Source organism: Roseibium porphyridii (assembly GCF_026191725.2).
Lineage (GTDB): Bacteria > Pseudomonadota > Alphaproteobacteria > Rhizobiales > Stappiaceae > Roseibium > Roseibium porphyridii.
Map to the genome: position 1 here is coordinate 4,229,754 of NZ_CP120863.1, position 25,634 is coordinate 4,255,387.

General features: G+C 54.3%; 26 protein-coding genes and 1 tRNA gene. 7 read left to right on the forward strand and 20 right to left on the reverse strand.

Annotation, left to right across the window (positions count from 1 at the left end):
* Positions 1–25: 25 nt before the first annotated feature.
* From K1718_RS19575 to K1718_RS19610, 8 genes are all read right to left on the reverse strand, one after another.
* Complete coding sequence (locus tag K1718_RS19575) at positions 26–859, reverse strand: amidohydrolase family protein (protein WP_265681133.1); 834 nt, start codon at positions 857–859, stop codon at positions 26–28.
* Complete coding sequence (locus K1718_RS19580; protein WP_265681132.1) at positions 856–1,821, reverse strand: aldo/keto reductase; 966 nt, start codon at positions 1,819–1,821, stop codon at positions 856–858. The genes K1718_RS19575 and K1718_RS19580 overlap by 4 nt, the downstream gene beginning before the upstream one ends.
* Positions 1,814–2,851, reverse strand: a complete 1,038-nt coding sequence (locus tag K1718_RS19585; RefSeq protein ID WP_152502560.1) for a zinc-binding alcohol dehydrogenase family protein — start codon at positions 2,849–2,851, stop codon at positions 1,814–1,816. The genes K1718_RS19580 and K1718_RS19585 overlap by 8 nt, the downstream gene beginning before the upstream one ends.
* Positions 2,852–2,853: 2 nt before the next feature.
* A complete protein-coding gene (locus K1718_RS19590; protein WP_265681131.1) occupies positions 2,854–3,621 on the reverse strand; it encodes an SDR family NAD(P)-dependent oxidoreductase in 768 nt (255 codons plus the stop codon).
* Positions 3,618–5,129, reverse strand: a complete 1,512-nt coding sequence (locus K1718_RS19595) for a sugar ABC transporter ATP-binding protein (RefSeq protein WP_265681130.1) — start codon at positions 5,127–5,129, stop codon at positions 3,618–3,620. The genes K1718_RS19590 and K1718_RS19595 overlap by 4 nt, the downstream gene beginning before the upstream one ends.
* On the reverse strand, positions 5,126–6,100 hold the full coding sequence (locus K1718_RS19600; RefSeq protein ID WP_173006083.1) for an ABC transporter permease: 975 nt from the start codon (positions 6,098–6,100) through the stop codon (positions 5,126–5,128). The genes K1718_RS19595 and K1718_RS19600 overlap by 4 nt, the downstream gene beginning before the upstream one ends.
* A 76-nt stretch (positions 6,101–6,176) precedes the next feature.
* Positions 6,177–7,169, reverse strand: a complete 993-nt coding sequence (locus K1718_RS19605; RefSeq protein ID WP_152502564.1) for a sugar ABC transporter substrate-binding protein — start codon at positions 7,167–7,169, stop codon at positions 6,177–6,179.
* 56 nt (positions 7,170–7,225) lie between these two features.
* On the reverse strand, positions 7,226–8,350 hold the full coding sequence (locus K1718_RS19610) for an enolase C-terminal domain-like protein (RefSeq protein ID WP_265681129.1): 1,125 nt from the start codon (positions 8,348–8,350) through the stop codon (positions 7,226–7,228).
* 154 nt (positions 8,351–8,504) lie between these two features.
* On the opposite strand from K1718_RS19610, the gene K1718_RS19615 reads away from it, so the two are divergent.
* On the forward strand, positions 8,505–9,335 hold the full coding sequence (locus K1718_RS19615; RefSeq protein ID WP_285806032.1) for a helix-turn-helix domain-containing protein: 831 nt from the start codon (positions 8,505–8,507) through the stop codon (positions 9,333–9,335).
* A 43-nt stretch (positions 9,336–9,378) separates the two neighbouring features.
* On the opposite strand, the gene K1718_RS19620 is transcribed toward K1718_RS19615, so the two are convergent.
* A tRNA-Ser gene (locus K1718_RS19620) sits at positions 9,379–9,468 on the reverse strand.
* 468 nt (positions 9,469–9,936) lie between these two features.
* Here K1718_RS19620 and K1718_RS19625 point away from each other — a divergent pair.
* Positions 9,937–10,464 (forward strand): DUF930 domain-containing protein, encoded by a 528-nt coding sequence (locus K1718_RS19625; RefSeq protein WP_265681127.1) that lies wholly within the window; start codon positions 9,937–9,939, stop codon positions 10,462–10,464.
* A gap of 124 nt (positions 10,465–10,588) precedes the next feature.
* On the opposite strand, the gene K1718_RS19630 is transcribed toward K1718_RS19625, so the two are convergent.
* Positions 10,589–10,828 (reverse strand): hypothetical protein, encoded by a 240-nt coding sequence (locus tag K1718_RS19630; RefSeq protein WP_152504362.1) that lies wholly within the window; start codon positions 10,826–10,828, stop codon positions 10,589–10,591.
* Positions 10,829–11,266: 438 nt separating this feature from the next.
* On the opposite strand from K1718_RS19630, the gene K1718_RS19635 reads away from it, so the two are divergent.
* The 3 genes from K1718_RS19635 to K1718_RS19645 all read left to right on the forward strand — a co-directional run bounded on the left by K1718_RS19635 (position 11,267) and on the right by K1718_RS19645 (position 13,171).
* Positions 11,267–12,043, forward strand: a complete 777-nt coding sequence (locus K1718_RS19635) for an alpha/beta hydrolase (RefSeq protein WP_265681126.1) — start codon at positions 11,267–11,269, stop codon at positions 12,041–12,043.
* Positions 12,044–12,170: 127 nt separating this feature from the next.
* Positions 12,171–12,593, forward strand: coding sequence for a DUF2147 domain-containing protein (locus tag K1718_RS19640; protein WP_265681125.1), 423 nt, complete (start codon positions 12,171–12,173; stop codon positions 12,591–12,593).
* Between the two features lie 107 nt (positions 12,594–12,700).
* On the forward strand, positions 12,701–13,171 hold the full coding sequence (locus K1718_RS19645) for a DUF2147 domain-containing protein (RefSeq protein WP_152502570.1): 471 nt from the start codon (positions 12,701–12,703) through the stop codon (positions 13,169–13,171).
* A gap of 37 nt (positions 13,172–13,208) precedes the next feature.
* On the opposite strand, the gene K1718_RS19650 is transcribed toward K1718_RS19645, so the two are convergent.
* From K1718_RS19650 to fliK, 8 genes are all read right to left on the reverse strand, one after another.
* Entirely contained in the window at positions 13,209–13,922 is a 714-nt protein-coding gene (locus K1718_RS19650) for a glutathione S-transferase N-terminal domain-containing protein (protein WP_152502571.1), read from the reverse strand.
* 125 nt (positions 13,923–14,047) lie between these two features.
* On the reverse strand, positions 14,048–14,512 hold the full coding sequence (locus K1718_RS19655; RefSeq protein ID WP_265681124.1) for a GNAT family N-acetyltransferase: 465 nt from the start codon (positions 14,510–14,512) through the stop codon (positions 14,048–14,050).
* Positions 14,513–14,559: 47 nt separating this feature from the next.
* Positions 14,560–16,101: an ArnT family glycosyltransferase gene (locus tag K1718_RS19660; RefSeq protein WP_265681123.1), complete on the reverse strand. Its 1,542-nt coding sequence runs from the start codon at positions 16,099–16,101 to the stop codon at positions 14,560–14,562.
* 64 nt (positions 16,102–16,165) lie between these two features.
* Positions 16,166–16,786, reverse strand: coding sequence for a LysE family translocator (locus tag K1718_RS19665; protein WP_265681122.1), 621 nt, complete (start codon positions 16,784–16,786; stop codon positions 16,166–16,168).
* A gap of 103 nt (positions 16,787–16,889) precedes the next feature.
* Positions 16,890–17,285, reverse strand: coding sequence for a GFA family protein (locus K1718_RS19670; RefSeq protein ID WP_152502575.1), 396 nt, complete (start codon positions 17,283–17,285; stop codon positions 16,890–16,892).
* Between the two features lie 3 nt (positions 17,286–17,288).
* Entirely contained in the window at positions 17,289–18,770 is a 1,482-nt protein-coding gene (gene gatB / locus K1718_RS19675; protein WP_265681121.1) for an Asp-tRNA(Asn)/Glu-tRNA(Gln) amidotransferase subunit GatB, read from the reverse strand.
* A gap of 185 nt (positions 18,771–18,955) precedes the next feature.
* Positions 18,956–19,249 (reverse strand): EscU/YscU/HrcU family type III secretion system export apparatus switch protein, encoded by a 294-nt coding sequence (locus tag K1718_RS19680; protein ID WP_265681120.1) that lies wholly within the window; start codon positions 19,247–19,249, stop codon positions 18,956–18,958.
* A 13-nt stretch (positions 19,250–19,262) separates the two neighbouring features.
* The gene (gene fliK / locus K1718_RS19685) at positions 19,263–21,626 is read right to left on the reverse strand and encodes a flagellar hook-length control protein FliK (protein WP_265681119.1); all 2,364 of its coding nucleotides are present in this window, start codon (positions 21,624–21,626) and stop codon (positions 19,263–19,265) included.
* A 223-nt stretch (positions 21,627–21,849) separates the two neighbouring features.
* Between fliK and K1718_RS19690 the strand changes: the two genes are divergently transcribed.
* Complete coding sequence (locus tag K1718_RS19690) at positions 21,850–22,092, forward strand: DUF6455 family protein (RefSeq protein WP_152504363.1); 243 nt, start codon at positions 21,850–21,852, stop codon at positions 22,090–22,092.
* 7 nt (positions 22,093–22,099) lie between these two features.
* Here K1718_RS19690 and K1718_RS19695 read toward each other — a convergent pair whose 3' ends face one another.
* Positions 22,100–22,402, reverse strand: a complete 303-nt coding sequence (locus K1718_RS19695) for a phosphatidylglycerophosphatase (RefSeq protein ID WP_265681118.1) — start codon at positions 22,400–22,402, stop codon at positions 22,100–22,102.
* Positions 22,403–23,184: 782 nt separating this feature from the next.
* Between K1718_RS19695 and K1718_RS19700 the strand changes: the two genes are divergently transcribed.
* Positions 23,185–23,442 (forward strand): YjhX family toxin, encoded by a 258-nt coding sequence (locus tag K1718_RS19700; RefSeq protein WP_152502580.1) that lies wholly within the window; start codon positions 23,185–23,187, stop codon positions 23,440–23,442.
* A gap of 77 nt (positions 23,443–23,519) precedes the next feature.
* Here the strand turns inward: K1718_RS19700 and K1718_RS19705 are convergent, their stop codons facing one another.
* Positions 23,520–25,418, reverse strand: coding sequence for a PhoX family protein (locus K1718_RS19705; protein WP_265681117.1), 1,899 nt, complete (start codon positions 25,416–25,418; stop codon positions 23,520–23,522).
* Positions 25,419–25,634: the final 216 nt, after the last annotated feature.

Sequence of the window (25,634 nt, forward strand, 5' to 3'; positions counted from 1 at the left end):
TCTGATCTTCGCAGCACAGATCAGGCTAGTCGATCCCGTAGAATTTCCGCGCCGTGCCGCCCATGATCTTGCTCACGTTGCTCTCCGACAAACCAGACAGAAGTGAACGGGCAGCTGTTATCCAGGAAGCATAGTCGCTTGCAAGGTTTACGACTGGCCAGTCGCTCCCAAACATCACCCGATCAGGTCCAAAGCAATCAAGGATCGTCTTTGCAAACGGCTGCAGGTCCTGCAGTTTCCAGTCTGGCCCTATTTCCGTAACCATGCCGGAGAGTTTGCAATAGACGTTCGGCCTTGCTGCAAGGCTCTCCATTCCCATCCTCCAGAGATGATCAGGTTCGCGACCTTCTCCCATTTCCGGTTTGGCCAGATGGTCGACGACAATCGCCAGACCCGGGTGGCGCTTTGCCAGTTCGAATAGATGCGGCAAATGACGCGGCTGGACCAACGCGTCGAACCGCAAGTCGGCACTGACCATTTGTGTCAGGACAGCTTCGGCAGCGTCTTGCAAAATCCAGTCTGACTGTTCAATCCCCTGCAACATGGGTCTGAGCCCCTTGAGCAGAGGGTTCTTCGCCAGGTCTTGAACTGTTTTGACCGCCGCATCGGATGCAAAATCGACCCATCCGACCACTGCGGCAATGCGGTCCGACTTCCCGGCCAAATCGAGTAGAAACCTTGTTTCGTCGACACTATCGGTCGCCTGAACCAGAACCGTGCGGTCAACGCTTGCAGCGACAAGCAATGGCTCCAGATCCTGTGGACCGAAGTCCTTGAAAATCGGTGCGACGCTTTCGTTCGGCCAGGCGTAGTCACCTCTTGCCAGCGTCCAGAAATGCTGATGGGCGTCGACAATCATTCTCTCTCTCCAATGAACCCGGATCGTCGCAGATCATTCCACAATGCCTCGGGCAAGGGTGTCTTGAATTGCTCGATGTTTCTCATCAATGAACTTGTCCTGGCCGTGCCAATCAAGGTCGATGCAACCAGGGGATTGCGTGCCGGATACTGTAAAGCGGCTGCCGCAAGTGGAACGTTGTGGCTCTTACAAATTGCTTCGATTTCAGACACTTTCTTCAATACAAGGTCCGAAGCCGGAGCATAGTCATAGTGCGCGCTCTTTGTTGGGCCTGTTGCCAGAATACCCGAGTTAAACACTCCGCCGACAACCAGACGGACACCTCTCTTTTCAAGTATCGGAAACAGCTTTTCCCGAGCGGATTGGTCCAGCAACGTGTATCTGCCGGCAAGCAGGATTTGATCAAGATCCATATCTGGTACAAGCTCACAGCAGATCGCCGTGTGATTGACGCCCAGTCCAACCATCTTGACGACACCGGCAGACTTCAACTCGCTCAAGGCCACCTGCCCGCCTTCAAGCAGCTGCTTCTTGTGAACAGCTGTATCAGTGCCAGCGACGGGATCTCCAATGTCGTGAACATAAAGCGTATCGATCCGGTTGAGACCAAGCCTGTGAAAGCTTGCCTCAACAGACCGCATAATGCCGTCGTAGGAAAAATCAAAATGCTGGTCGAAGGGCAGCGGATTGTGGAACCCATTGACACTATCGGTCGTCTCGGCGGCAGGTGTCAGGAGACGGCCGACCTTTGTTGAAAGAACCCATCCCTCCTTCTCCCGCAGGAAATCGCCCAATCGCCGCTCGGACATTCCATTGCCATAGTGAGGCGCCGTGTCAAACGAGCGGATGCCATGTGCCCAAGCCGCCCAGAGCACTGAATTGGCAGCATCCGCGTCGCAAGGCCTATAAAGGCCGGCAAGCGCAGAAGTGCCAAAAGCAAGACCGCCAACAGCATCAGTCACGGCTGGGTACTTCAGGATGCGCTATGATGAACTTGGTAACCGAATTCGGGTCCTCTTCCCAAAGCTGAAGCGCGGTGCCGGCATCTTCGAAATCGAAAACTCTGGTGATCGTCGCATCGGCTGGATAGCCGCCCGCCTCGACATAATTTACCGCATCCTCGAAATCCTGCTGTAACGCACCGCGGGATCCCATGATGTCCAACTCCTTGGTCAGGATCTTTTTTGTGTCGTAAGACACCGGCGCTTTTGAATAACCGATATAAACCACGCGTCCAGCAGGAGCCGCCACCTCGACACAATCAACAAAGGTTTGGGGATGGCCCACGGCTTCAATTGCAAGGTCCATACCGTCGCCGCGGGTGAAATCCATCACAAAATCAATGACATCCTGAGACCTGCTGTTGATTGTTGCAACGGCGCCCACTTCACGTGCAATCTCCAGTTTCCGATCGACAATATCGACTGCCAGAACCTCCGCGCCAGCACGCACGCAGCCGGCGATGGCCCCAAGTCCGATGGCACCACAGCCGAACACGATGACCTTGTCCCCTTTGTGGGCCCGCCCGCGCCGGACCGCATGAAAGCCAACGGCCATCGGCTCGATGAGCGCAAGATGATTCAGCTCCTTGACGGATGCCTTCACGATCCGCTCCCAGGGGACCGCGATGACTTCGGTCAAAGCGCCTTCACGCTGAACACCCATGGTCTGGTTGTTGCGGCAAGCATTGATCCGTCCTTTGCGGCATGCCGGGCACTCACCGCAATTTTTGTAAGGGTTCAGAGTGACGTGTTGACCAGGTTGGATTGAGCCCGGAACCCGTGATCCGACTTTGACAATTTCACCGGCAATTTCGTGCCCAGGAATGCGAGGGTAACTGACAAGAGGATTGCGCCCTCGATACGTATTCAGATCTGACCCGCATAAGCCAATCCTTTGAACTCTTAGAAGAACTTCATCTTCCTTCATCTCAGGCGGCGTTGCGGTCCCGAAGCGCGTAACTCCGGGGCTGTCAATATAAAATGCTCTCATTGCTAAAATCCGCTAAGGGCCCCACCATCGACGACCAGCACATGACCGTTCACAAAGGCGGCGGCATCTGAGGCCAGATACGTCGCCGCCCAGCCGATATCTTCCGGCTTGCCCATGGTCTTCATCGGTGTTCTTGAAATTATCTTGTTCTTGCGTTCCGGATCATTGTCGAGTGCCTTGGCCGTCATGGGGGTCTCGATCCACCCTGGGGCAATTCCATTAATGCGGATGCCTTCCAGGCTGATTTCCGCTGCTATTCCCCGGACTAGCCCAAGCACCGCAGATTTTGCCACCGTGTAGCCGATGACTTGGGGTACGGAAAGATATGAAGCCATTGATGCGATAAACAAGATGGAGCCACCACCCCGGGCGTTCATGACCGGAACGGCGTTTCGGCTCAGTTCGAATGCCGCCAGCACATGGGTGTCCAATATGGCTTGAATGTCCCCCACTTCCGTTTCAAGGAGTGGTTTCTTGACATGATTTCCGGCGTTGTTGACCAATATGTCGAGGCCTCCATAGCGCTCGACACAGGTGCTGATCACATCGCGTGCAGCACCTTGCGAAGTGATGTCGGCGACATGATACGAAGCGCCTTCGCCCAGTTCCGACACAGCGCTCCGCAGCTTTGCTTCTGTCTTGCCGGCAATCAGAACCTTGGCACCTGAAGCAACAAAGCAGCGGGCCATGGCCAACCCCAATCCGCTTCCGCCACCGGTGATCAAGGCTACTTTCCCGTCCAGGCGGAACGGACTTTCCAGTGTCGTCATGCCATCAGTCTCCCGATCCCGCGGCTCAATGCATCGTAGGTTTGCCCGGGTTCTGCGATGCCCGGAACCACGCCCGTGATGCGTTTTTCCTTGAAAACAAGGATCCGGCTGGCCAGCGAAATCATTTCCGGCATATCCGAGGAAATCAGGATAATCGACTTCTTCTCGACCTTGGCAAGATCCCAGATCAGCTTGTGAATCATGGTCTTCGCGCCGATATCGACGCCAACCGACGGTTCATCGATAATCAGGATATCGCAATTTGCTGCAAGCCATTTTGCGATCGAAATCTTCTGCTGATTGCCTCCGCTCAGATTGCCGACACGCTGATCGATACCGGTTGCACGCACATCCAGCGCTCTCATCAGCCCGTTTGCAACGTTGCGTTGTTCTTTTACGTCAATAGCGCGTGTCAAAGGGTTCTGAATTCTCTTCCAGATCGCCAATGTCATGTTGGTTTCGATATCAAAATCTAGAAAAAGACCGTCTTCCTTGCGGTTCTCCGAAACGTAGCCGATGTTGTGCGTCTTGATGCAGTCCGCGACGTTTCGCACCTTTACATCGCGTCCATGGACGGACAGCGCTCCGGAACTGATTGGAAAGTGGCCGATAATCGTCTTTGCAAGTTCGGTCCGCCCGGAACCGACCAATCCGTAAAAGCCCAGAACCTCTCCGCGCCGGAGAGCGAATGACGCGTTTTCGAACAGACCTTTCGACGACAGATCCTTTGCACTTAAGACCACGTCATCTGGATCAGTCTCAAGCCTGGCGAAATTCTCGATCTGAATTTTCCGGCCGATCATCAATTCGATGATCGTTTCCTTGTCCAGCTCCGAGATACATCGCGTCCCGACATGGCGACCGTCGCGAAGCACCGTTACCTGGTCACAAATCTCGAGAACTTCCTCAAGCTTATGGGACACAAAGATCAAGGTGTAGCCCTTGGCCTTGAGGTCCCCAATCACCTCAAACAGTTTGGTGACTTCATTTGCGGTAATGGATGATGTCGGTTCATCGAACAAAATGACAGTCGCCTTGCTGGAAAGCGCCTTGGCAATTTGGACAAGTTGCTTCTGCGCGGCACTGAGGCCTCCAATAGGTGTCTCCGGGTCAATCTCAAGTCCGACAAGTTCAAGATATTCCAGCGCATCAGCGTTGAGACGCTTCCAGGAAATCCCGCCAAAGCCGCGGTACTTTTCAAGTTTGTCGATCATGATGTTTTCGGCGACGCTGCTTTCCGAAAACACCTGGATTTCCTGGTTCACGATAGTGATGCCGTGACGCATTCCGTCCTTCAGGGACGACAGGTTAAGCGGAACACCATCCAACGAGATCGTGCCGTGGTCGGCCCTTTGAATGCCGCAAATGGCCTTGATCAAAGTGCTTTTCCCGGCGCCGTTTTCACCGAGCAACGCATGAACCTCCCCTGGATTAAATGTGACTGACACATCGTCCAGGGCCCTCACACCGGGAAAGGACTTGCTTATGTTCCTAAGCTCGAGCGTCATGACTTTCCGGCCTTGCGGCTCCAGACCTCACGGGCCCGGTCGAGCAATATGGTCAGGAGGATGATTGATCCCAAAAACGCCTGCTCGAAGTAGACATTTGCCTGCACCAGGATGAGGCCGTTTTTGATCAGAACCATGATCAGGCCGCCACAGAAAAGGCCGATGGCTGTAATGCGGCCACCGGCGAGTGCTGTTCCACCGATGATCGCGACTGCAAATGAAATCAGAAGCCAATTCTGACCGATGGCAGGTTGAGCAGATCCCAGCCTGGACACCCAAAGCAAGCCGCCGACGCCAGCAAAGAATGCCGACAGGAGATTAGCGCCCATTATGATGCGGCCAGTGTTGATGCCTGAGAGTTTGGCAGCTTCCAGATTGCTGCCGGTTGCTAGCACCTGCCGTCCAAAAACTGTGTACCGGAACATGTACCAGACAGCGATCAAGGTCGCGACCATCAGGTAAAACAAATAGGGCAATCCCAGAAAGTTGCCGCGGCCTATCCTGACAAAATCCGCTGGTATCTCGCGGTAGGAATAACCCTCCGAAATCCCGTAGACGAACCCGGTGAAAATGAAGAGGGTCGACAAACTCACGATAAACGAGTTCACACCAAGAACGGTCATCACGAACCCGTTGAAAGCACCTGCAAACAAGGCAACACCCAATGCAATCAACAGAGCGAGCGGCCATGCGAGATCAAGCGTGTCGACAGAGTAGCCGAAAATTACCGCGGTCAGTCCGGCAATCGCCCCAACCGAAAGGTTCATGTTGCCGGTGGCCAGCATTACCGCCTGCGAAAGAGCGACAAAGATATAGAGCGACTGCGTGCGTGTGAGATTGAACAGATTGTATTGGGTCAGAAAGCTGTCCGATGAGAGTGCGAACAAAATCACCAGGATCAGGGCGGCACCAATGATGCCTGACTCTGCTCCCGTGATGATCTTTCCCGACTTTAGCCTGGTGAGAAACACAGCTGGGTCCTGTCGTTGACATATGAGCATGGCTCGCGGAACCGGCAAGCCGGTTCCGCGAGGTATTTCAGCTGGATCAATTGGTCAGATAAGTGCTGTCGAGATTGTCGATGATGTCTTTGGTCAGTTCAGAGATATCAGCCTGAAATGTATCGATGTTTTCAGCAGTAACCGGCACGACACCAGCATCGATCGCATGCACGCCTTCGCGAGGCTTGTAACCCTCGGACAGTTTTTTCAGCAATACCATTGGAATATAGCCATGCCCGAATGGGTTCTGCGCCATCGTTCCATCTATATGGCCAGCCCGGATCGCATCGAGAACAACAGCATCCGTGTCGATACCGTAGAAGTGGATGCGCTCACCGCCATTTTCATGATACTCGGTCAGCAGCTGGGCAATGGCAACGGTAGGTGTGTAACCGGTCGCGATCATACCGTCGATATTGCCAAGGTTGGCGGCAATGGCGTTTTGAACCTTTTCGACACTGTCTTCGATTGAAGATAGATCGCCGACAGTCTGGATGATCTTGACGTCAGGATACTTGGCGACCACTTCCTCGACACCTTCCTGACGCAAGCGGGTGTTGTCTCCCGGAACCTCCAGAACATTGATGATGTTGCCTTTGCCACCCATGGATTTGATCAGCTCTTCAGTGGCGAGCATCGCCGCCTCTTTCAGCTGGGTCCCGACATAGAAGGCAGCTGGTGTTGGCTCCTTGGTTGCCTGACCAAAGTCCACGATGGTGATGCCCTGCTCGGCAAGCTCTTCATAGAGCCCTCTGGCACCTGACACATCTGACGGAAAAATGCTGAAAGCATTGAAACCCTGTGCTGCCATGGCAGCGACGTTTTCGTTCTGGTTGTCCTGTGTCCAATCCTGGCCGAGGCGCTTAGTGACCTCGATCCCAAAATCTTCCGAAAACTTGTCGACGCCTTTTTGCACCTCATCGAAATAGGGATGCACGGTTGACGCATACCAGGCGTAGCGAGCGTCGTCAGCCACGGCCGAAACCATGGTCATCGCACTCAGTGCGACACCGGTTACGAGTTTTGCGATCAGTTTCATTTTTTACTTCCTCCCAGTTCGATTATTCCGTGCGCTTCCTCCTGCGCCGGTAATAATCAGTTGCTGTAGATGCGATGAGAAACGCAGTTGTCATCGACGAGGTCCCAGTCGATCTCCACGCCAAGTCCATGCCCCTCAGGAGCGTGAATGTCGCCATTTTCGTCGATGAACTCGTAGTAGCTCTGGCGCATAGGGGCTTGGAAAATGTCTTCTGGAACAAAGAGTTCGAAGAAATCGCAGTTTCGAACCGCACAAGAGACATGAACATTCGCCATGTCCATGGGCCCCATGGTTGTCGTGTGCAGTTCACAGTTCATCCCGTGGGCTTCGGCCAGATGACAGGATTTCAGGGTTCCCGTGATGCCTGCCTTCCATGAGACGTCCGCGCGCACGGTGTTAACCGCGTCGAACTTGATGGCTTGAGCAATTCCCCAGGGGCCGCCGCGCGTGGTTTCGGTTCCAACGATTTCGATATCGGTGGCGCGGGTAAGCTTGGCGTATTTATCAAGTTCGTAATCACGGAAAGGTTCCTCGAGCCATCTGTAATTGAGATCCTCGAGCTGCCTGGCCACTTTGATTGCTTCAGAAAGTGTGTATTCGGACACCGGGTCGGACATCAGGATCATGTCCTGACCAACCGCGGCGCGCACTGCTGCGTGAATTTCCATGTCCATTTCGGACGGGCCGCAAGGATGGACCTTGTAAGCCTTGAAGCCTTTCGATTTGTACTTCAGCGCTTCATCCACGTAAGCCTGCACTGAATCCAGCCACAGGCTGCTGGCATAGACAGGAAGTTTCTGTCTGTAACTGCCGATAAATCTGTGCAACGGGAGTTCTGCGGTCTTTGCCGCCGCATCCCAGAGAGCGACATCGATGGGACCTGGCAGGAAGACAGGAAAAAAAGCGCCGTGCCGGTCGATGTTCCAGAAGTCGTGCCAGATACGTTCGCGGTCTGATATGTCGCGACCGAGAATGACCGGAGCGATAACGTCCTGCAGGTAGGCGTCGGTAACAGCGCCGGAGCGTGCGGCCCAGAAGGTTGCGAGACCCTCGACACCGTCACTTGTCACAATTTTTCCGACACCATAGTCCCAAGGCATTGGCGCTGCACCTTCTCGGGCTTCATCGAATACCCCGTGCCCGCGCCTGCATATCCAGGTCTCGAATTTCTCGATCCTCATCGGTCCTCCCAGAGCGTCGATGCCTTCAATGGCTTGGAAAATACAGCCTGCGAGATACCTCACTGTCTATGCATCAGTGTTTCATTTTTTTGCACTGATTTCCCATTTTTGGAAAAATAGCTTTATTTATCGCCAATTATCATTCACTGATGTGATGTCTTTTATTCCAAATGTGAGCAGATCTTTGGAAATCAGCGGGCTTGAAATCGTGCTGTTTCACTCCGACAACTCGGATTACCTCACCGAGTGGAACGGGACCCGTCTGAATGACGATTATCACCGGCTCTATTTCATCGCCGGGGGCTCTGCCGAAGTGACTTACGATGGTCACCATTGCCAGCTTGAGGAGGGACGGACATATCTCTTTCCGACAACGCGACGCTTCGACTATTCCTGCCCGTCGCATCTCAGGTTGCTAAATGTTTGTTTTAAGATGACTGTTCAGGGCGGCATTGATGTGCTCGACCTCTATCCCTGGTGCTTCGAAATTCAGGCGCAGTCAGTGTCAGAGACATTCCGATCGATGACACTGATCGACGAGCATCTCACCAGCGAATTCTTTGCAGATCAAATCCTCGTTCGAAGCCAGATTCTATCCCTTCTCTCTCCTCATTTTAAAACACGCGCGAAACACAGGGATCTCAAGCGTCAACGCGATGTCCGGCGAATGGCGCCGGTTCTCAGACACATCGCAGACAATCTCCGCACGGGTGTGAAAATCTCGGAACTGCACCATCTGGCTGGCATGAGCCGCTCACACTTTGTCCGGAAATTTCAGGCAACGTTCGACGTCTCTCCACAAGACTACGTCCGGAAAAAGCGGATCACTCTGGTCAAAAACGAGTTGCACTCATCAGATCTGCCGTTGTCGATCCTGGCAGAGGACCTTGGCTTCAGCAGCTCGTCTCATATGTCGCGGGAATTCAAGCACTACACCGGCTACTCGCCCAAGAAGTTCAGAGCTCTGGACAAGATCTATGGTTAAGCTTTCTCAGATACCGATAAAGTCAGATGGTTCTAAGTGAGAATGGCGGAGAGGAAGGGATTCGAACCCTCGATACCGTTCCCGGTATACTCCCTTAGCAGGGGAGCGCCTTCAGCCACTCGGCCACCTCTCCGGTAAGCTCCGTGTACGAACAAAAACCTCGGAGTTCAAGGCGTTTTTTTGAACGCCCTTTTGTTTTCCCCATTGGCCGCCATAGGCTTGCAGGTTGAATGACGCGGCTAAGCGACATGCGTCAATATGGTTTGGTCCTCGTCCTTCAAGAAAGGCAAGCGACGAGCAGTATTATGAATGAGGCGCGCGCTCCTTTCTCTCAAAGGCTTCTCTTTTGCACAGGCAACGGTTGCAAGGCTTCCCTGCTTTCACACTTCAGCCGCACTCCTTGGTCACCTTGACAGCTCTTTTTTGGTAAGGTTCGGAGCGTGACATTTATAGTCCACCTGCCCCTGCTGCACTTTCACAACTCATCGCAACCCGGTTCGACTGGGTCTGCGCCGTACTTTTGCACCTTGCTGTTTTTAGTTTTCTGACCGGAGCCGGCTACTGGCCACACCAACAGACCTCTGGCCAGGAGACGGTGGAAGTGGAACTTGTGCGAGCATCGGTAATAGCCAGAAAGAGCTTGGACGACGCGAGCCTTCCAAGGGGACGTGACTTGACGGGTGAAGCAAACGTTGGCGTGCCTGAAGCGCCTCGAGCGGAACCGGTCGATCCATTGGTTAAAAGCTGGATTTCCGCCAAATCTTTCCTGGCTGCGGACGTCCTAAAAGACCCTCGGTCCCAGCAGGCACGTGTGGCCCTTGCCTCGTTGACGGGGGCTGACAAACACGAACAGGTTTGCGCACTTGAAGCCATGGAACAGCTCCGTCAAGACAGGCCGGACTTTCGGCCGACACGGCTTGCGCCGCATGCTTTCAGGAACGGATTTTCAAAAGGAAGCACGCTCCATGTCACGGCAGGTGCCATCAGAAGCAATCGTGTCTGGTACGAAATTGCCTATAGATGCCGTCTTGAACCGGGCAGCCAAAAAATTGTCGGCTTTGAATATGCACTCGGCGCGGAAATCGCGAGGACGCTCTGGGATGAACACGGGCTAGCGCCAGTTCACTGACCTTATGCTGATCGAGCGGACTGCAATCTCGATCATGGGTCGGACGCGGCAGACTGAAATCTACTGCCGCGTCAGATGAGTGTTTGCGGTTGAGGTGCCGTATGGCCGGCAGCCTTCGACCGGCTCAATGCATTGACAGCCATTCACGGGCGGAGCGCTGAGCTTCAGCAATTTCAGATGAGCTCATTTCACCGGAAATTTCCTTCCGGTACCGGACTGCATCCTGATTGCCTTTAAGAGCCGCAATGTTGAACCATTTATGTGCCGTGACCAGATCAGTTGCACCGTTGCGGCCGCATGCGCTGTCCAGACCCATCTGAAACAGAATGTCAGCCGTAACGGGCTTGCCGCCCATGATGGCCATATCAGCCGAATGAATTTCAAAACGAGCCATGATGCTCCCCTTTCCTACTCTGTCTTTCCAGAAGCGTCTCTGCGTTCTGATGAACACCAGATGCTTCCCCCTGTTTGCTGATCGGTCAGGAGCGAAAACGCGCCTTTATTCCGACCGAAGAAACGCAAGATTTCGCAAATCTTTCCCCGTCGTTTCTTGAGGTGTACTTCAGCAGGAGCAGTTAAATGGCCAGTTAAAATACAGGTTTAACGTAATGCGAACAAAAATTTAAATATCTCTGAAATTTACTTGCCGGTAAGCATGCAGTTGCGAATTCCGCTTTAAAATCAGTGACATTCTCACAAAATTTGAAAGGACCTTTCAACGTTCTGTTCACCAAACAAGAAATTCAGTGCAGTCTTGGCTGAAATTTTTGGGAGAACCGTCCCAACTTCGGAGTGAAAGAAAATGCCAAACCCGCCTATCGTTCTCCTGCACGGCACAAATGCACAGCCCTGGACCATGGAAACGTTCAAGATTTTTTTTGAGGGTGCAGGATTTGAGTGCCATACGCCGAGCTATCGTGGGCATGACCTACCCGAAGGAGACGCCAGGATTGATGCGCTGACGGGAGCCAGCATTGCAGACTATGTTGAGGACATTGCTCACTACGTTAAAGAGATGGACCGAAGGCCCATTGTCATTGGTCACTCTCTCGGGGGGCTGATTGCTCAGCTGTTATCCCCACTCGACCTTATTGAGGCCGGCGTTCTGATCAACAGCAGCATTATTCACGGCACTCTGCCCACGACCGAAATGGAGCGGGCTCTCGGCAAGATGTTCATGTCAGCAGGGCGTTTTTGGGAAATGGTGCCTGGGCAGGATTTCGAGTTGCTGGCCGCTTATGGTCTCAACACCATGCCGGAACGACAACAGCACGAAATCTGTGATCGGTTGGGTACGGAGTCCGGAGCCGTGCTCTTCGAGCTGTTTTTCTGGATGTACGATGTCAACCAGACCACCAAGGTCGACTTTGCCAAGGCGAAAGCGCCATTGCTGTTTTTGTCCGGAAGCGAAGACAAAGTCGTTCCCCCCTCCACCGCCGTCACCATGGCCAACCGATATGGGAGCCAGGCAACCTTCGAACTGATTGAAGGACGCTGCCACTACATGCAGCTTGAAGATGGCTGGGAAGACATCGCCGCCAAAACCTTGAAATGGATTGAGAACCTGAATCGGGTTTGAGGTCACAATTCGCAGGCGAATAGAAAAAATCCGCCACGTGACGTTGGGACACGGGTTTTCAGCAAGCTTTCAATGCGTATACATTCCGTTTCCGTAAACGGAAGCTTTTCCGCTTTGGGAGGACATAATGCTGAAATCCATGATCGCGGCGGCTGCCTTGGCCGCTGGTTTTGTCACCGCGTCTTCAACGCTGTCTCTTGCCGCAGACGCGAAGGGAGACTGGGTGCGCCCGAACGGGGCCTCAAAAATCCGCATAAGTTCGTGCGGCGCTGCTCTTTGCGGCAAACTGATCTGGCTGAAAACACCACGCAACGACACCAACAATCCCGACGCTTCCTTACGTGAACAGCCCTTGCTCGGTGCACGGATCGTCAAGTCGATGAAACCCACGGCCAAATCCAACCAGTGGAAGGGCAAGGTTTACAACGCCGAAGACGGCAAGACCTACACCGGTTTCATTGAACTGACCGCAGTAGACAAGCTTAAGCTGGAAGGTTGTGTCATGGGTGGTTTGATCTGCAAGGGCGAAACCTGGACCCGCGCCAACTAGAAAACTGTGCTGTTTGCCAAATCGTTGTGATTTGGCCATTGCCCCGTCGCATTTGCTGATAAAAAATTGTGGCGCAATCTTCATCGGCATCGCGGCGGGGTATTTTTGTGACATCTTTTTTATTCTTCAATTTGCTCCGGTTTCCATGCCGAGCCGCCTTCGGGATCGCAATCCCGGTTTTGCTTCTCCTGGCAGCTCCTCCTGCAACTGCTGCTCCTGACATATCAGGCAACTGGAAAACACCGGCAGGGGCCATCATCAACATCAGCACGTGTGGCAGTGCACCCTGCGGGAAAATCGTGCGCTTCACGCCGCCCAAGGGCTACACGATGAAAAACACGCCGGATCTTAAGAACAGGGATGCCAGCAAACGCGGCCGCAAGATCCTTGGTCTCAAGGTGCTCTGGCGGATGAAATCGCAGTCCAACGCCTGGAAGGGGCGGGTTTATGATCCACGCAGGGGTTTCAGCGCCAACGCGACCATACGAAAAAAGGGGGGGTCAGCGCTCGAAGTTCAAGGCTGTGTCCGGGTGGTGTTCAATGTTTGCGAAAAGGAAGTCTGGCGCAAAGTCAATTGAGTAGTGTGCAGGCCCACGTTTATTCAGTCTGAGAGCGTTACCGCGCCTTTTGCCCGAACAAGACGCTTTGGGCTGCCTTGTCCTTCTCAATCACCAGTGTTTTCTGCTGATCTGCGCCGACAGCAAGACCGCGCTGAACAGCCCCACGCGCCTCCAACCGCAACCGCCAGTCTCTGACATTGGGAAACTCTTCCAGATCGATATTCTGTCGTTGCCAGCGCTGCGCCCAGCCAAATGTTGCAATATCCGCAATCGTATATTCATCAGCCGCAATGTAGGCCCGTCCTTCCAGCCGCCTGTTCAGAACGCCATAAAGCCTGTGGGTCTCATTTGAATATCGCTCAATCGCGTAAGGCACTTTTTCCGGGGCGTAATGGCGGAAATGATGGTTTTGCCCGAGCATCGGCCCAAATCCGCCCATCTGCCACATCAGCCACTCTTCCGTCTCCACGCGCTTGCGTTCGTCTTCAGGATAAAATTTCTGAAATTTTCGACCGAGATATTGAAGAATTGCACCGGATTCAAAAACGGAGATCGGTGCGCCGCCGGGCCCCTCAGGGTCAAGAATGGCCGGCATCCGGTTGTTGGGTGAAATCGCGAGGAATTCGGGTTCGAACTGATCTCCCTTGCCGATATTGACCAAGTTCAGATTATAGGGAACCCCAAGCTCTTCAAGCATGATGCTTGCCTTCCAGCCGTTCGGCGTTGGCCAGAAATAGAGCTCGATCGGTTTTTCCTGCATTTGGGTCATGGAATTTCCAGTTTGACGGCGACGTGCCTGGGGAAAGTCAGCGCAGTGAAGCAAGTCGGGTTTGTTCTGGCAAGCCCGGCTGCCGCCGATTGCGACCTAAGCATCGAACACCAATGTGGGCTGCCTCACATCATCATCTTCTTGTAACCGAGGTGGCTCTGGTCGTAACCAAGCTGACGGTAGAAATGATGAGAGCCTTCACGCTCCTTGTTTGAGGTCAGCTGAATGATGCAAGCGTTTACCGAACGCGCCAGTGCTTCCGCATGTTCCATCATGGCACGGCCAATGCCTTTTCCGCGCTGGTCGGCGCGTACGTGAACGCTTTCCAACTCCACGCGCGGCCGTCCCATGAAGGCAATGCCCTTCAGGAAATGGATTTGATATGTTCCGACAACCGCACCGGTTTCATCCAGAGCCACGTAAATGTCACACTCAGGGGCGGTTCTTAGAGCATCAAAGGCGGGGCGATAGTCTTGCCAGTTGTCATATTCCTTGTTCTTGCGAACGGATGTTGCTCCGGCGTTGATGATCTCGACAATCTCCATCAAGTGATCAGGAGACGCTTTTTCAATTAGGATCGTGGTGCTCATGCTGTTTTCCCTGTCCAGGGCATATTTCGATTGGTCTAAGCAGATCACTATCTGCAAATCGGCTCATCCGGGTCCAGTTCAGCAACGCCCCACCAGGTTGTCCTCCAATCTTGATCTTTCCAAAGATGAGGCCAACTTCCGGTTAAATAGCGCGCTGACTTCGGATCCGCCGCGTCCCAATAGGCGTTTTTGCTGAAACGGTCTTGGGCCGGGAGCTCCGGCTCCCGGTCGCCTTCCTCCCAGATGTAGAAACACTTTCCGCGAGGGGGCACTCGAGCGGGTATCGCCTTGGTGACAATCCTCGCGTCAGGGAAAAGCACTCTCAGATTGCCGCCCGTATAGCCGTCGTCCGCAATCAGGGTGGCGTTTTCTGCACCCAATTCAGAGAGTGGCATCTGCAGATCGGCGTATGGCTTCATGTGGCGGCACTTGCCGCCGCACCAAAACTTGTCTGGCGCGATAAGGCCCGGAACACGGGCCAGAAACGCCACAGCCACCACAGCAAACACGACGACCGCCAGCCAACGCCAACGGGCCTTGGCTTCAAAACGCTCCAAATCGGCAAACAGATAGACCGGCAACAGCAGCAACAGCGGATGCATGTGCCGCTCTTTGACATAGGTCGCCCCGGTTATCAGGATCAGCAAGGCTGTCAGGACGATCATCACCAGCACCGTCCGTCCACAGAGGCGCGCGACTGCATTGACCGAAGCTCGATCCGGCTGGAGACGCAGCAGATATCTCGGCCAGAATAGCAAAAGCAGAAGCGGAACAAGCGGCACGGAAAACCCAAGAAGTCCGAATGCGAGTTTCCCCAGCCCTTCGCCAACCCTGAGAACATGCGGCGTCTGCGCGGTTACGCCCATGGTATCGGATACGGAGGCGAGCAGTTTCAAACCTTCGCTCAGGATCCAGGTCGCGTAAGGGCTGTAGACACACACCGCAGCGAGCGGCACCAGCAATAGACCAGTCCAACGGAACCGTTCGCGCCAGTGGGCGTCGCTCAACGCGGCAAGAACAAGGGCAAGTGCAAAGAGTGGATAGGAATGCTTGCCCAAAAGCCCTGCACCGGCAACTGCCCCGAACAGCAGGTAAAAGACCAGCCTTTCAGTTTCCAATGCCTTCAGAAAAAAGAAGGCGCTAGCGGCGCAAGCTGTTGTCAGGACGACGGTGTGGGTCACACCCTCATGAAGGTTCCAGCCAAACTGATAAAAAAGCGAATAGGAAAACGCACAGAGCGCGGCCAATCTCGGATCAAGAAGCGCCTTGCGTGCGATCAGGAACAAGAACAGGGCTGCTAGTGAAATCAGTCCGTATTTGACGAAAAGCGCTGCCCAGATTGTCGGTCCAAAAACCTGCTGCGCCGACCACAAAAGCCATTCGTAAAGTGGCGGTTGACGCAGCATGTATCCGGGTTCAAGGGTTTGAACCAACACGTTCTCGAACATATCGTCCGTGCCGAGAACCGGTGTCGACAAGGCGCGCAGCAGCAGGTGCGAAAGACCCCAGAAAGCCACGATAGCCCATACACCAACAGGCGTGGCGTAAAATGGCGCTTTCGAAGAGCTGGTGTCGAAACTAGCGGTCATGCGGCTCAGCGGTTTGATCAAGACTGTCAGCCGTTTAGCCTATCGAGACTTTGTTGCCTAGCGGTCAGCTGCGATAGGTTGCAAGCTTGAAGGCAGCAAAGGTGAAAAACATGCCGAGCCCTGCTTCAATCAGACGGCGTAAGCGACGATAAAGCGTGACGACAGGCTGCGTAGAAAAGGTGACGGCATATGCAAGATGAGCCAGAACAGACATGATCGTGCAGCTGACGATGAGCGCGAGCCCAACCCACAGTGGCGCGTTCGGTCCCAGACCAACGCCAACTATCGCGATCCAGTGCAGGGCTGCTTTCGGATTGGTCATCTGAATGGCCAGTCCTTGCAAAAGGAGCCGATCACCTCTGGCTGCTTTGACAGCGATGTGACCGTTTCGACTGGCAGCGGAACGGAAGGCTTTGAAAGCAAGCCAGATCAAATAGGCAGCCCCCAATATTTTCAAAACAGTGATTGCATAGGCAAAAGCGGCAATCAGCGCGGTAAGACCGGCAACGGTGAGAGTTGCCCAGATGCCGGACCCCAGACCAACGCCCAGCGCCAACCTGACACCCGACTGGCGTCCACGTTCCATGGAGGTGCCGATAATGGCGAGAATATTGGGACCAATGCTAACAAATCCGACGGCAAATATGCCCAGTGCCAGCAACAGGCTTGAAAGATCCGCGTTCATCAAAGCTCCTGGTCCTGGTACTGGTGATAGCGATAACCGACAGAACGGAGCAGTCCTGTCTCGAATTCCGAAGTCTCACGATATCAGGTGAAATCCTCAAATCTCAATCCAGAAACGTCCAGGTTTCCGCCCCATCGAAATAGCGGTGTCCGATGGCTTCGATAGTTCCAGGTTCTGCAAGGCGCAGGTTGACGGCCAGTCGGCCCACGGCGTCACCCTTTACGGCTTCCCAATGTGTGGTTGAACCGCACGTCCTGCATGTGTGGAAAGCCAGTTCTTTCTCGCCACGAGAATAGCTGATTGTCGCTTCAGGGGCGGCGTGAATGGTGATATCAGCCGCCTGCCCGTGTCCCCAAACTGTTCCAAGACTTCTGCAAATCGAACAATTGCATTCAACCGCGTATCGAGGAACTGCATTCATTTCAAACGAGACTGCACCGCAGTGGCATGAACCGGTAATCGGCAATGCCACATTCGCTTGCGGTGCATTTGCGGACATGTCTTATTCCAGACCGATCTTCTGCTTCAGAAGATCGTTCACTGCCTGCGGGTTGGCCTTGCCTTTTGAGGCTTTCATGACCTGGCCGACAAACCATCCCACGAGGTTCGGTTTTTCCTTGGCCTGTTCGACCTTGTCCGGGTTCGCGGCGAGGATTTCGTCGACAATCGCTTCGATCGCACCAAGATCTGTGACCTGCTTCATGCCCCGGTCTTCAACGATCTGTGCGGGATCACCGCCTTCTGTCCACACGATCTCGAACAGGTCCTTGGCGATCTTGCCCGAAATCGTCCCGGCCTTGATCAGATCGACAATCCCGCCAAGCTGCGCGGCAGAAACGGGGCTGTCGGCTAGATCCTTGCCTTCCTTGTTCAGGCGGCCGAATAGCTCGTTGATCACCCAGTTCGCGGACAGTTTCGCATCCCGTCCCTTGGCAACGTCCTCGAAGAAATCTGCAGATGCCTTCTCAACGACAAGTATGTCGGCATCATAGGCCGTGAGCCCGTAGTCGGCTACGAAGCGGCTCTTTTTGTCATCCGGCAATTCGGGAAGGTGGTCTGCCAATTCATCGACAAAGCCCTGGGTGAATTCCAGAGGCAGCAGGTCCGGATCCGGGAAATAGCGATAGTCATGTGCTTCCTCTTTGGAACGCATGGATCGCGTCTCACCCTTCACGGCGTCGAACAGGCGTGTTTCCTGGTCGATCTCGCCGCCGTCTTCCAGGATCGCGACCTGTCGGCGCGCTTCATATTCAATGGCCTGACCGACAAATCGGATCGAGTTGACGTTCTTGATTTCGCAGCGCGTACCAAATTCACCGCCAGGACGGCGAACAGATACGTTGACGTCTGCGCGCATGGAACCCTGGTCCATATTGCCGTCGCAGGTGCCAAGATATCTCAAGATCGTACGCAGCTTGGACAGATAGGCCTTGGCTTCATCAGAAGAGCGCAGGTCAGGTTTGGACACGATCTCCATCAAAGCAACGCCAGACCGGTTCAGGTCGACGAAGGACATGGAAGGATGCTGATCGTGCAGCGACTTGCCGGCATCCTGTTCCAGATGAAGACGCTCAACACCGATCTCGACCTGCTCGTCCGGCATGTCGAGCAGGATTTGGCCTTCGCCCACGATCGGCTGCTTGAACTGTGAGATCTGATAGCCTTGCGGCAGATCCGGATAGAAATAGTTTTTGCGATCAAAAACCGATTTCAGATTGATCTCGGCTTTCAAACCAAGACCAGTGCGGACTGCCTGCCTTACGCACTCTTCGTTGATGACCGGCAACATGCCTGGCATGGCCGCATCGACGAGGCTAACGTTGTTGTTGGGATCCTTGCCGAATTCAGTAGAGGCACCGGAAAAGAGCTTGGCTTCGGACGTGACCTGGGCATGGACTTCCATGCCGATCACAATTTCCCAGTCGCCGGTCGCGCCCTTGATGAATTTCTTCGGATCGGGTGTGCGTACGTCGACAATCGTCATTTTCGTCAAGAATCCTGTTTTTAGGTTGCGCCTATTGAAAGGCAGCCCGGAAGACTATGTTGCGGCGCGAATTTGTAGCTGTCTGTTGACCTAGTCGGGAATTGCTTCTGCTGCAAGGTTTTCCTTGCTCCAGCCATGCGCTTTCGCACAGTCGGTAACAAGCTGTCGGGGAAACCGGGATGACTTCAGGACGGTCCGGGTTCTACAGGAGGGTTCTGCGCTTGCCCGGTACGCATGATGAAGCCAATCATGACGGCAACCGCCTGATAAAGTTCTATCGGAATTTCCTGGTCGATTTCGATCTGCGAGAGGGCCTCTGCCATCATCGGGTTTTCCTCAATGGGGATGCCTGCTTCCCGTGCGATCTGTTCAATTTGCTCTGCAACGGTTCCGGCGCCCTTGGCAGTAACAATGGGCGCCCCCTCGTTTTCGTATTGAAGGGCAATTGCCAGTTTCTTGTCTTTTTTCTGATCAGTCATCAGGCAGCCGTCCTCAAGATTGACGATCAATCAATGCGCCGTAACGGGCGGCAGTTCCTGGTGGCAACCCGCGGATAAGCCGGAACTCCTGGAGATCGAGCCCGGCATCGGCAAATGCAGCTTCCATGGTCTCCCGCAACGAATTCAGATTGTCGAAGGTTTCCTTGCGGTCAACCCACAAACTGGCATAGGTGCCACCACCGCGCAGACTGATCGCAGCCTCCAAAGGTCCGGTTGCGGTCAAGTCCAACGCAAATCGCAGCCGCCATGCCGGCTCACCGTCTTCTTCCTGTTGCGAACCATTTCCATCCCTGCCGATTTGCATCTGCATGATGGCCGTTTCCTGTCCTAATGCGAGCGGCAGTTCCAGCACAATGTCCATCGGGCGCGACGCAGCCCTTGGCCCCTCCTCGCCCGCAAGACCCGAATTGACCAACTGGTTGAGCCTTATCCGTGCGAGCGATGCATCGGTATCCTTCAACAATGCCTGCAAGTTCTGCGCAGCTGCGCCAGCCCAAAAACCGCTTGCAGCTTGCGGCGCCTGTCCTTGCGGAGAACCATGCCGCGAAGGCGGAGCCGCTTGTCCGGCAGGCCTGGTAACTTGCTCCTGTGTTCCAAGAGATCGCAAGAGCGACTTGAAGGACAAAAGCACCGATTTCAAATCAGGAGGCGGCAGATTCCCACTGCCAGATCTGGTCAAGCCGGCTTCACGAAACTGTCCGGACTGGCTCACAGCCTGCTGCAGCGATTGCGCACTCAGCGGTTGACCGACATTCAAGCGCAGACCCAGGATCTGTTGCATTGCCTTGACGACGGCATCCGGCATGGAAACCTTGCCTGCCGATTGAGCCGTCGTGAGACTGCCAATTTGCGCAAACAGCGCGCTGTAGCTGGCCTGTTGTTCAGTCAGCGGCTTTTTCAGCTGAGCTGCGGCTTGAACCACAGGCTGTTGAAAACCCTTTTGTTGAGTGACCGCTCTCTGCCCTTCCGACAGTCCGCCGGTCTTGGCAGCGTAGGCTTGAGATACGGGCGCACGCGACGATGCTGTTTCAAAACTTGTTCCTAGGCTGGCAACTGCCGACACGTGCGACGGGACTGCGGGCGCAATGCTCGGCGCACGTGCTCCTGAGACCGGAACGGAGGTGGATTGCGTGCCCGCAGGCACGGTTGAGCCAGTCTGCCCGGATTGAGGCGTGTTGCTCGGTAGTGGGGAACCAGGTATCAGCCCGGCGCCCGCTTTCGGGACGGACGACTGGCCCGCATTTGCCGCAGTAGGAACAGATTGAGTTTGGAGCGTTTGTCCCGGCGGTGTTTGGCGTATGTCTGTTGCATTGGGGGTAGGCACTCTTTGAGTGCTGGGGGCAACAGGTTGTGCCGATGTCAACTGTGTCCCCGCCCCACCTTGACCTGAGCCCGTGGTCTGAAGTGGCGGGGGATTGGCGGACTGTTGAACTGTTGCCTGAGGCACGCTTACAGGCTGTCGCGGCGCACCCGAAGCCTGTTCAGCGCCAGTTGTCTGCGCCAGCCCCTGACCACTGCTGGTCACTGGTGTCGTCGATGTGGTTGGCGGAGGGACCGTTGCCAACTGCCCACTTGCCGGACCACTTACCTGGGCGGAAATCGGAACACCGGACGTGCCGCCAATCGGTGCTGAGTTTGGCGCATTAGCGCTGGGTGTCGGAGTGTTCCCCGGACTTTGTGTCACTGCTGATTGAGCGGTGTTCGGAACCTGAGGCGATGGCTGATTTGGCAGGCCTGATTGTGTCGGAGCAAATTGCGTGGTGGTGGTGTTTGCTCCCGCATTTGGAACCGAACCTGTTGCTGGAGTTGGCAGTTGCGCCCCGCTTGCCAAAGGCTGCGTTTGAAGCGGCAAAGGGATTGGCTGACGAATTTGTGTCGCGGCGCTCTGTCCTGATGGTGGTGTTCCAGGTCTCAACGTTTCGGAACCAGCGCCAGCTTGTGGCGACGGTGGCGCAACCGATTGCAACACATGAGCCATTGACGGAGCAGGTCGCGGCGCTGGCCCGCTTAATACGCCCGCCCCTTGTGCTGTCGGGGGCGCAGAAGCGCTATTGCCGGAAGTCGTCGACTGTTGTCCTGTGGAATTCGCAACCTGCCCGCTTCCAGGAAGCGTCGTAATCTGGATCGCAGGTTGCTGACGGCTGCCGGATACCGTGACTGTCACATCCGCGCCAACAGGAAGTGGAGCCGGGACACGAAGGTCCAGTTTCGTTTCAGCCGTTGTCAAACGAACAACGCCCCCAGGCAAGTTCTGCTCGACCTTGGCTTTCAGTACGATGCCGGGTTCCAGCCCTTTGGCAGTGGATGAACCGCTAGCGCCTTGTGGGAGCGTCTGCGCGCTCACCGTGTCAACCATCACACCATCTCCTGGTGTCGTGTGCCGAAAAGATTCTCAAGCTGATTATGGCCGTAAACAGGTTGCCTGCACAGCCTTGATACGGATCAAGGCTTGTGTGACTGCGATCAGGCAGTGTGTGCAGACTTGCCGGTCTGCGCCTGCCACTGTCCGGCTCCACAAAACACTAAGCGGCAAATGTCCGCTACTCGTCCCGGCAGAAGGAGACAAGAGCGTGAACTGGATGGACCGTTTGAACGAACGCGCTGATCTGATGGGAAGAATGCTGGAAACCATCGGCGCTATGAAAAAAATCCCGGCAGGACCGCCGAGCGAAATTGCGATCCGGTCTGCTGCATTCCGGTGTATCAATTGCTCGGAAACCGAGAAATGCAAAAACTGGCTGGACAAGCACGCTGATGGCGCTGACAAGGCCTTGTCCGAATGTCCGAATGCGCAACTTTTTAACAGCTGGCTGGACGACTGAGCTCCGCTTAGGTTCTTTGACGGTGTCTGCCAATCCAGTAGGTGAGTGCGCCGGCCAAAGCACCACCGACAAAGCGAAATGGAAACATGGCCAGTGCCCCAGCATCCTGCGAAACCGGTAGCGGTATCTGCAGCATTCCGACTGCGGCCTCGAGTATCAAAGAGAGTGATGCTGCGGCAAAGCCAGCGATCCACAATTTGCCAGTGCGATCGGCCCGCCATCCAAGATACCCTCCAATCAGAAGTGCGAATGGATTGAGCAGGCCTGACAGACCGAGCAGGTCGAACCAAGTGTCTGATAGCATTGTCATGCGCTCCTCATACTGCCGCCTGTCAAAAAAAGCGAGAGGCTTTCCATGCCGAAAGAGGATCGTTTTTCAACAAAGCACTTTAAAAAACCTGCAGGAGGTTAGATCAACCGCCACTTGCACATTAATTCATCATTTTTACTTAAGGGTATTTTCATTCATCTAAGAAAATGAAATTCTAATCATACTTATATATAACTTTTATTAATTGAAACCGTGTGCTACCTTGAAGATCCGGATTTTTACCGATCCCATGCAGATTTTCAGCTAGACAAGTTTGTTACAATGGCATTGCGCGCAACCGTCGACGTCGACGATCCCACGATGGACACCTTGGCTCAAACTGATCGGCGGCTCGCCATACGGTGCGACTATTGCGGCCGTTTTCGCTACTTGAAGATTTCAAAATTTTCCGGTTCTCAAAAAGTATCCGACGTCAGCAGCGGCCTGACTTGCGCCAAATGCGGGTCGACTGAGGTCAACGCAGTTGTCGTTTCCAGAGACCCTGAAAGCGGCTTTTGGCCAGCGGAAAGCAGCTGATCTGATTGCTGAATTGCAACAGTTGCATCAAATCCAGCCCCTTTTGTAGCTCCAGCATAAGCTCGTGATTGTGTTGCGTGACATGGCATGATAGGCGCAAGCTTCCAATTGAGAGGTTTTATGCGCGGATTGTCAGAGTCCCGGTAATCCCCGGCTGATTTTTGCCGGGGTCATGCACACCAGCACTGCAAGCGTTTTGCGGCAGTGGCTGATTAACTGCATCAAAATTCAGGCTTCTCACATCAATGGACATTTCGAAAGCCGAGCAGCGGGTTCTGCACCTGCTGGCTCAAGGTGGCTGTATTCTCGTGGAAAAGGACGAGCACGGCCATATTCTCAAACAGGAAACGGTTACGCGGGACGGTTGGTATTGGGGCGGCTGCTCTTTGCGACTTTTCCGCAAACTCAAATACAAGCGCCTTATCGCGTCCAAAAACAGCGGGCCATATCGCATTACTCAGCTGGGTTTGATGCGTGTCCGCTCACAATTGGACAATCGATAAAAAAGTGCTTCTGGCACAAGGAACAAAAGCGCGCCGGGTTCCGGCGCGCTTTTTCTTCAAACCGAGTTTGTCCGACGCTAGCCGATCAGGGCATTGTCGGCGCGCTTTACCGCAATCACGGACGAACGCGCCAGTTTGCCCTCGCCGTCGGGGAATGGTGCAGCAGGATGCTGTATGCCGACAAATAGCGTGCGTCGGTCGGTCGACCACGTAATGCCGGTGACTTCAGATCCATAAGGAACAGTCATGAAGCGTTCGATCTGGCCTGTAACGGGATCACCAACCAGCATCTGGTTGTTGCCCATGCCCGCAAAATCACCCTCATTCTTGTAGTTTCCGTCAGTCTGGATCCACAAGAGACCGGAAGTATCGAACATCATGCCGTCAGGCGAGTTGAACATGTTGCCTGCATGGACATTGTCCGAACCCGCATAAGGGGTTCCAGAATGGACATCCGGATTCCCGGCCATGACATAGAGATCCCATTTGAATTTGGTATCTGCATGATCATCGTTTTCGGGATACCAACGGACGATCTGGCCGTAATTGTTCTTCTCACGCGGATTAGGACCGTTCACCGCGGTGTCGTCACCACCGGCATTCGGTTTCACTCCTCGATTCTTATTGTTGGTCAGCGCGCAGTACGCTTCGACGGCAACTGGATTGACCGCAACCCATTCCGGACGGTCCATTGTTGTTGCCTCTACTTTTGAAGCCGCCATGCGCGTGAAGATCGAGATTTCTTCCAGGCTCATGCCGGTCGTTTCCGGGGTCAAGGCCATCCATTCGCCAGTTCCGTCATCTGCAAACTTGGCGACGTACAGAGTACCGTTGTCCAAAAGGCCGTCTGTCGATGCGCCCGGAGTGTAGGTGCCGCTCGAGACAAACTTGTAAAGAAACTCACCTCGCTCATCATCTCCCATGTAGACGATGACCTGACCGTTGGGTGCCAGCGCGCAAGCAGCGTTTTCGTGCTTGAAACGACCAAGCGCGGACCTCTTTACGGGCGTCGATGCTGGATCAGAGGGGTCGATCTCGACGATATAGCCAGCGCGGCGTGGCTCGTTGATGTTTTTGGAGATGTCGAAACGATCATCGAACTTCTCGTAGGAATAGCGGCTTTCAGCAGCAATGCCATAACGCTTGAAGTCTTCGGGAAGCTCGATGGCCGGATCCGTGGAGCCGAAGTAACCGTTGAAGTTTTCCTCGCAGGTCAGATATGTGCCCCATGGCGTCTTGCCGGCGCCGCAATTGTTGAAGGTGCCCAGAGACCGTGTTCCTGTTGGATCTGCCTCAGTCTTCAACAGATCATGACCGGCAGCCGGACCGGAAATCGCCATTTCCGTGTTGTGCGTGATGCGGCGGTTGAACGGGCTGTCGACAACCACGCGCCAACCATTTTCGCCCTCCTCCACTTCCATGACTGTAACGCCCTGGAAGTTTTGAAGCATACGGACATCATCAGCCGTCTGTGGGGTTCCATCTTCAGTATGCGGCAGATTTATCTTGGGGTTCACATATTCACTGTTCACCGCGATGACCTGCTTGTCACCAACGGCAAAAAGTTCCATGCCATCCGTGTTTTCACCGAAGACCTTGTCGGCAGAACTGATCGGCACACCGGCTTCATGCGAGAAATCATGCGCGTCGGAAACGAGTTTATCGCCCCATTTCACCAAAATGTCCCATGTGTAGCCTTCCGGAACATGAACCGTGCTGTCGGTCGCAACGCCAACCGGGCTGAATGCAAAGCGGCCAGCATCCTGCGCCCTGGCGGAAGTGGAACTCAGGAGGCTCGCTCCAGTGCCGAGGCCCATGACAGCCGCACCGGATCCGAATGCCACCAGGCCTCCGAGAAAACCACGCCGAGAAAGGCCGGATTCGACAATTTTATCGAAATCTGTCGTTTCAGAAGTGGGACGGACCATTTCGTCCCATTCGTCCCAGGAAAGATCGTCCTTGTTGATATGATCCATAGTGGCTCTCCATCGGATGGCTGAGGTGAATCGCATTGTTGCGCACACCACGCATTAAATGGGTCCACGTGACAGAGCGATGACGGGTAGATGACAGATGGATTAAAACGCAGAACTGGATATGAAGGATTGAAGGCAATTACACTTCAAGACTCTGATAAATAGCGTGAAATTTCTTCACTCACGCCATTGACGCAATGCAGCAGATTGTTTTTT

What these genes read in the sequence shown, in the direction of transcription:
- K1718_RS19705 (WP_265681117.1), bottom strand. Translation starts at nt 25,418, where the DNA reads ATGGATCATATCAACAAGGACGATCTTTCCTGGGACGAATGGGACGAA.
- fliK (WP_265681119.1), bottom strand. Translation starts at nt 21,626, where the DNA reads ATGGTTGACACGGTGAGCGCGCAGACGCTCCCACAAGGCGCTAGCGGT.
- K1718_RS19615 (WP_285806032.1), top strand. Translation starts at nt 8,505, where the DNA reads ATGTCTTTTATTCCAAATGTGAGCAGATCTTTGGAAATCAGCGGGCTT.
- gatB (WP_265681121.1), bottom strand. Translation starts at nt 18,770, where the DNA reads ATGACGATTGTCGACGTACGCACACCCGATCCGAAGAAATTCATCAAG.
- K1718_RS19695 (WP_265681118.1), bottom strand. Translation starts at nt 22,402, where the DNA reads ATGACAATGCTATCAGACACTTGGTTCGACCTGCTCGGTCTGTCAGGC.
- K1718_RS19610 (WP_265681129.1), bottom strand. Translation starts at nt 8,350, where the DNA reads ATGAGGATCGAGAAATTCGAGACCTGGATATGCAGGCGCGGGCACGGG.
- K1718_RS19590 (WP_265681131.1), bottom strand. Translation starts at nt 3,621, where the DNA reads ATGACGACACTGGAAAGTCCGTTCCGCCTGGACGGGAAAGTAGCCTTG.
- K1718_RS19585 (WP_152502560.1), bottom strand. Translation starts at nt 2,851, where the DNA reads ATGAGAGCATTTTATATTGACAGCCCCGGAGTTACGCGCTTCGGGACC.
- K1718_RS19670 (WP_152502575.1), bottom strand. Translation starts at nt 17,285, where the DNA reads ATGTCCGCAAATGCACCGCAAGCGAATGTGGCATTGCCGATTACCGGT.
- K1718_RS19690 (WP_152504363.1), top strand. Translation starts at nt 21,850, where the DNA reads ATGGACCGTTTGAACGAACGCGCTGATCTGATGGGAAGAATGCTGGAA.
- K1718_RS19605 (WP_152502564.1), bottom strand. Translation starts at nt 7,169, where the DNA reads ATGAAACTGATCGCAAAACTCGTAACCGGTGTCGCACTGAGTGCGATG.
- K1718_RS19700 (WP_152502580.1), top strand. Translation starts at nt 23,185, where the DNA reads ATGGACATTTCGAAAGCCGAGCAGCGGGTTCTGCACCTGCTGGCTCAA.
- K1718_RS19655 (WP_265681124.1), bottom strand. Translation starts at nt 14,512, where the DNA reads ATGAGCACCACGATCCTAATTGAAAAAGCGTCTCCTGATCACTTGATG.
- K1718_RS19660 (WP_265681123.1), bottom strand. Translation starts at nt 16,101, where the DNA reads ATGACCGCTAGTTTCGACACCAGCTCTTCGAAAGCGCCATTTTACGCC.
- K1718_RS19640 (WP_265681125.1), top strand. Translation starts at nt 12,171, where the DNA reads ATGCTGAAATCCATGATCGCGGCGGCTGCCTTGGCCGCTGGTTTTGTC.
- K1718_RS19630 (WP_152504362.1), bottom strand. Translation starts at nt 10,828, where the DNA reads ATGGCCATCATGGGCGGCAAGCCCGTTACGGCTGACATTCTGTTTCAG.
- K1718_RS19575 (WP_265681133.1), bottom strand. Translation starts at nt 859, where the DNA reads ATGATTGTCGACGCCCATCAGCATTTCTGGACGCTGGCAAGAGGTGAC.
- K1718_RS19650 (WP_152502571.1), bottom strand. Translation starts at nt 13,922, where the DNA reads ATGACCCAAATGCAGGAAAAACCGATCGAGCTCTATTTCTGGCCAACG.
- K1718_RS19665 (WP_265681122.1), bottom strand. Translation starts at nt 16,786, where the DNA reads ATGAACGCGGATCTTTCAAGCCTGTTGCTGGCACTGGGCATATTTGCC.
- K1718_RS19595 (WP_265681130.1), bottom strand. Translation starts at nt 5,129, where the DNA reads ATGACGCTCGAGCTTAGGAACATAAGCAAGTCCTTTCCCGGTGTGAGG.
- K1718_RS19680 (WP_265681120.1), bottom strand. Translation starts at nt 19,249, where the DNA reads ATGACTGATCAGAAAAAAGACAAGAAACTGGCAATTGCCCTTCAATAC.
- K1718_RS19635 (WP_265681126.1), top strand. Translation starts at nt 11,267, where the DNA reads ATGCCAAACCCGCCTATCGTTCTCCTGCACGGCACAAATGCACAGCCC.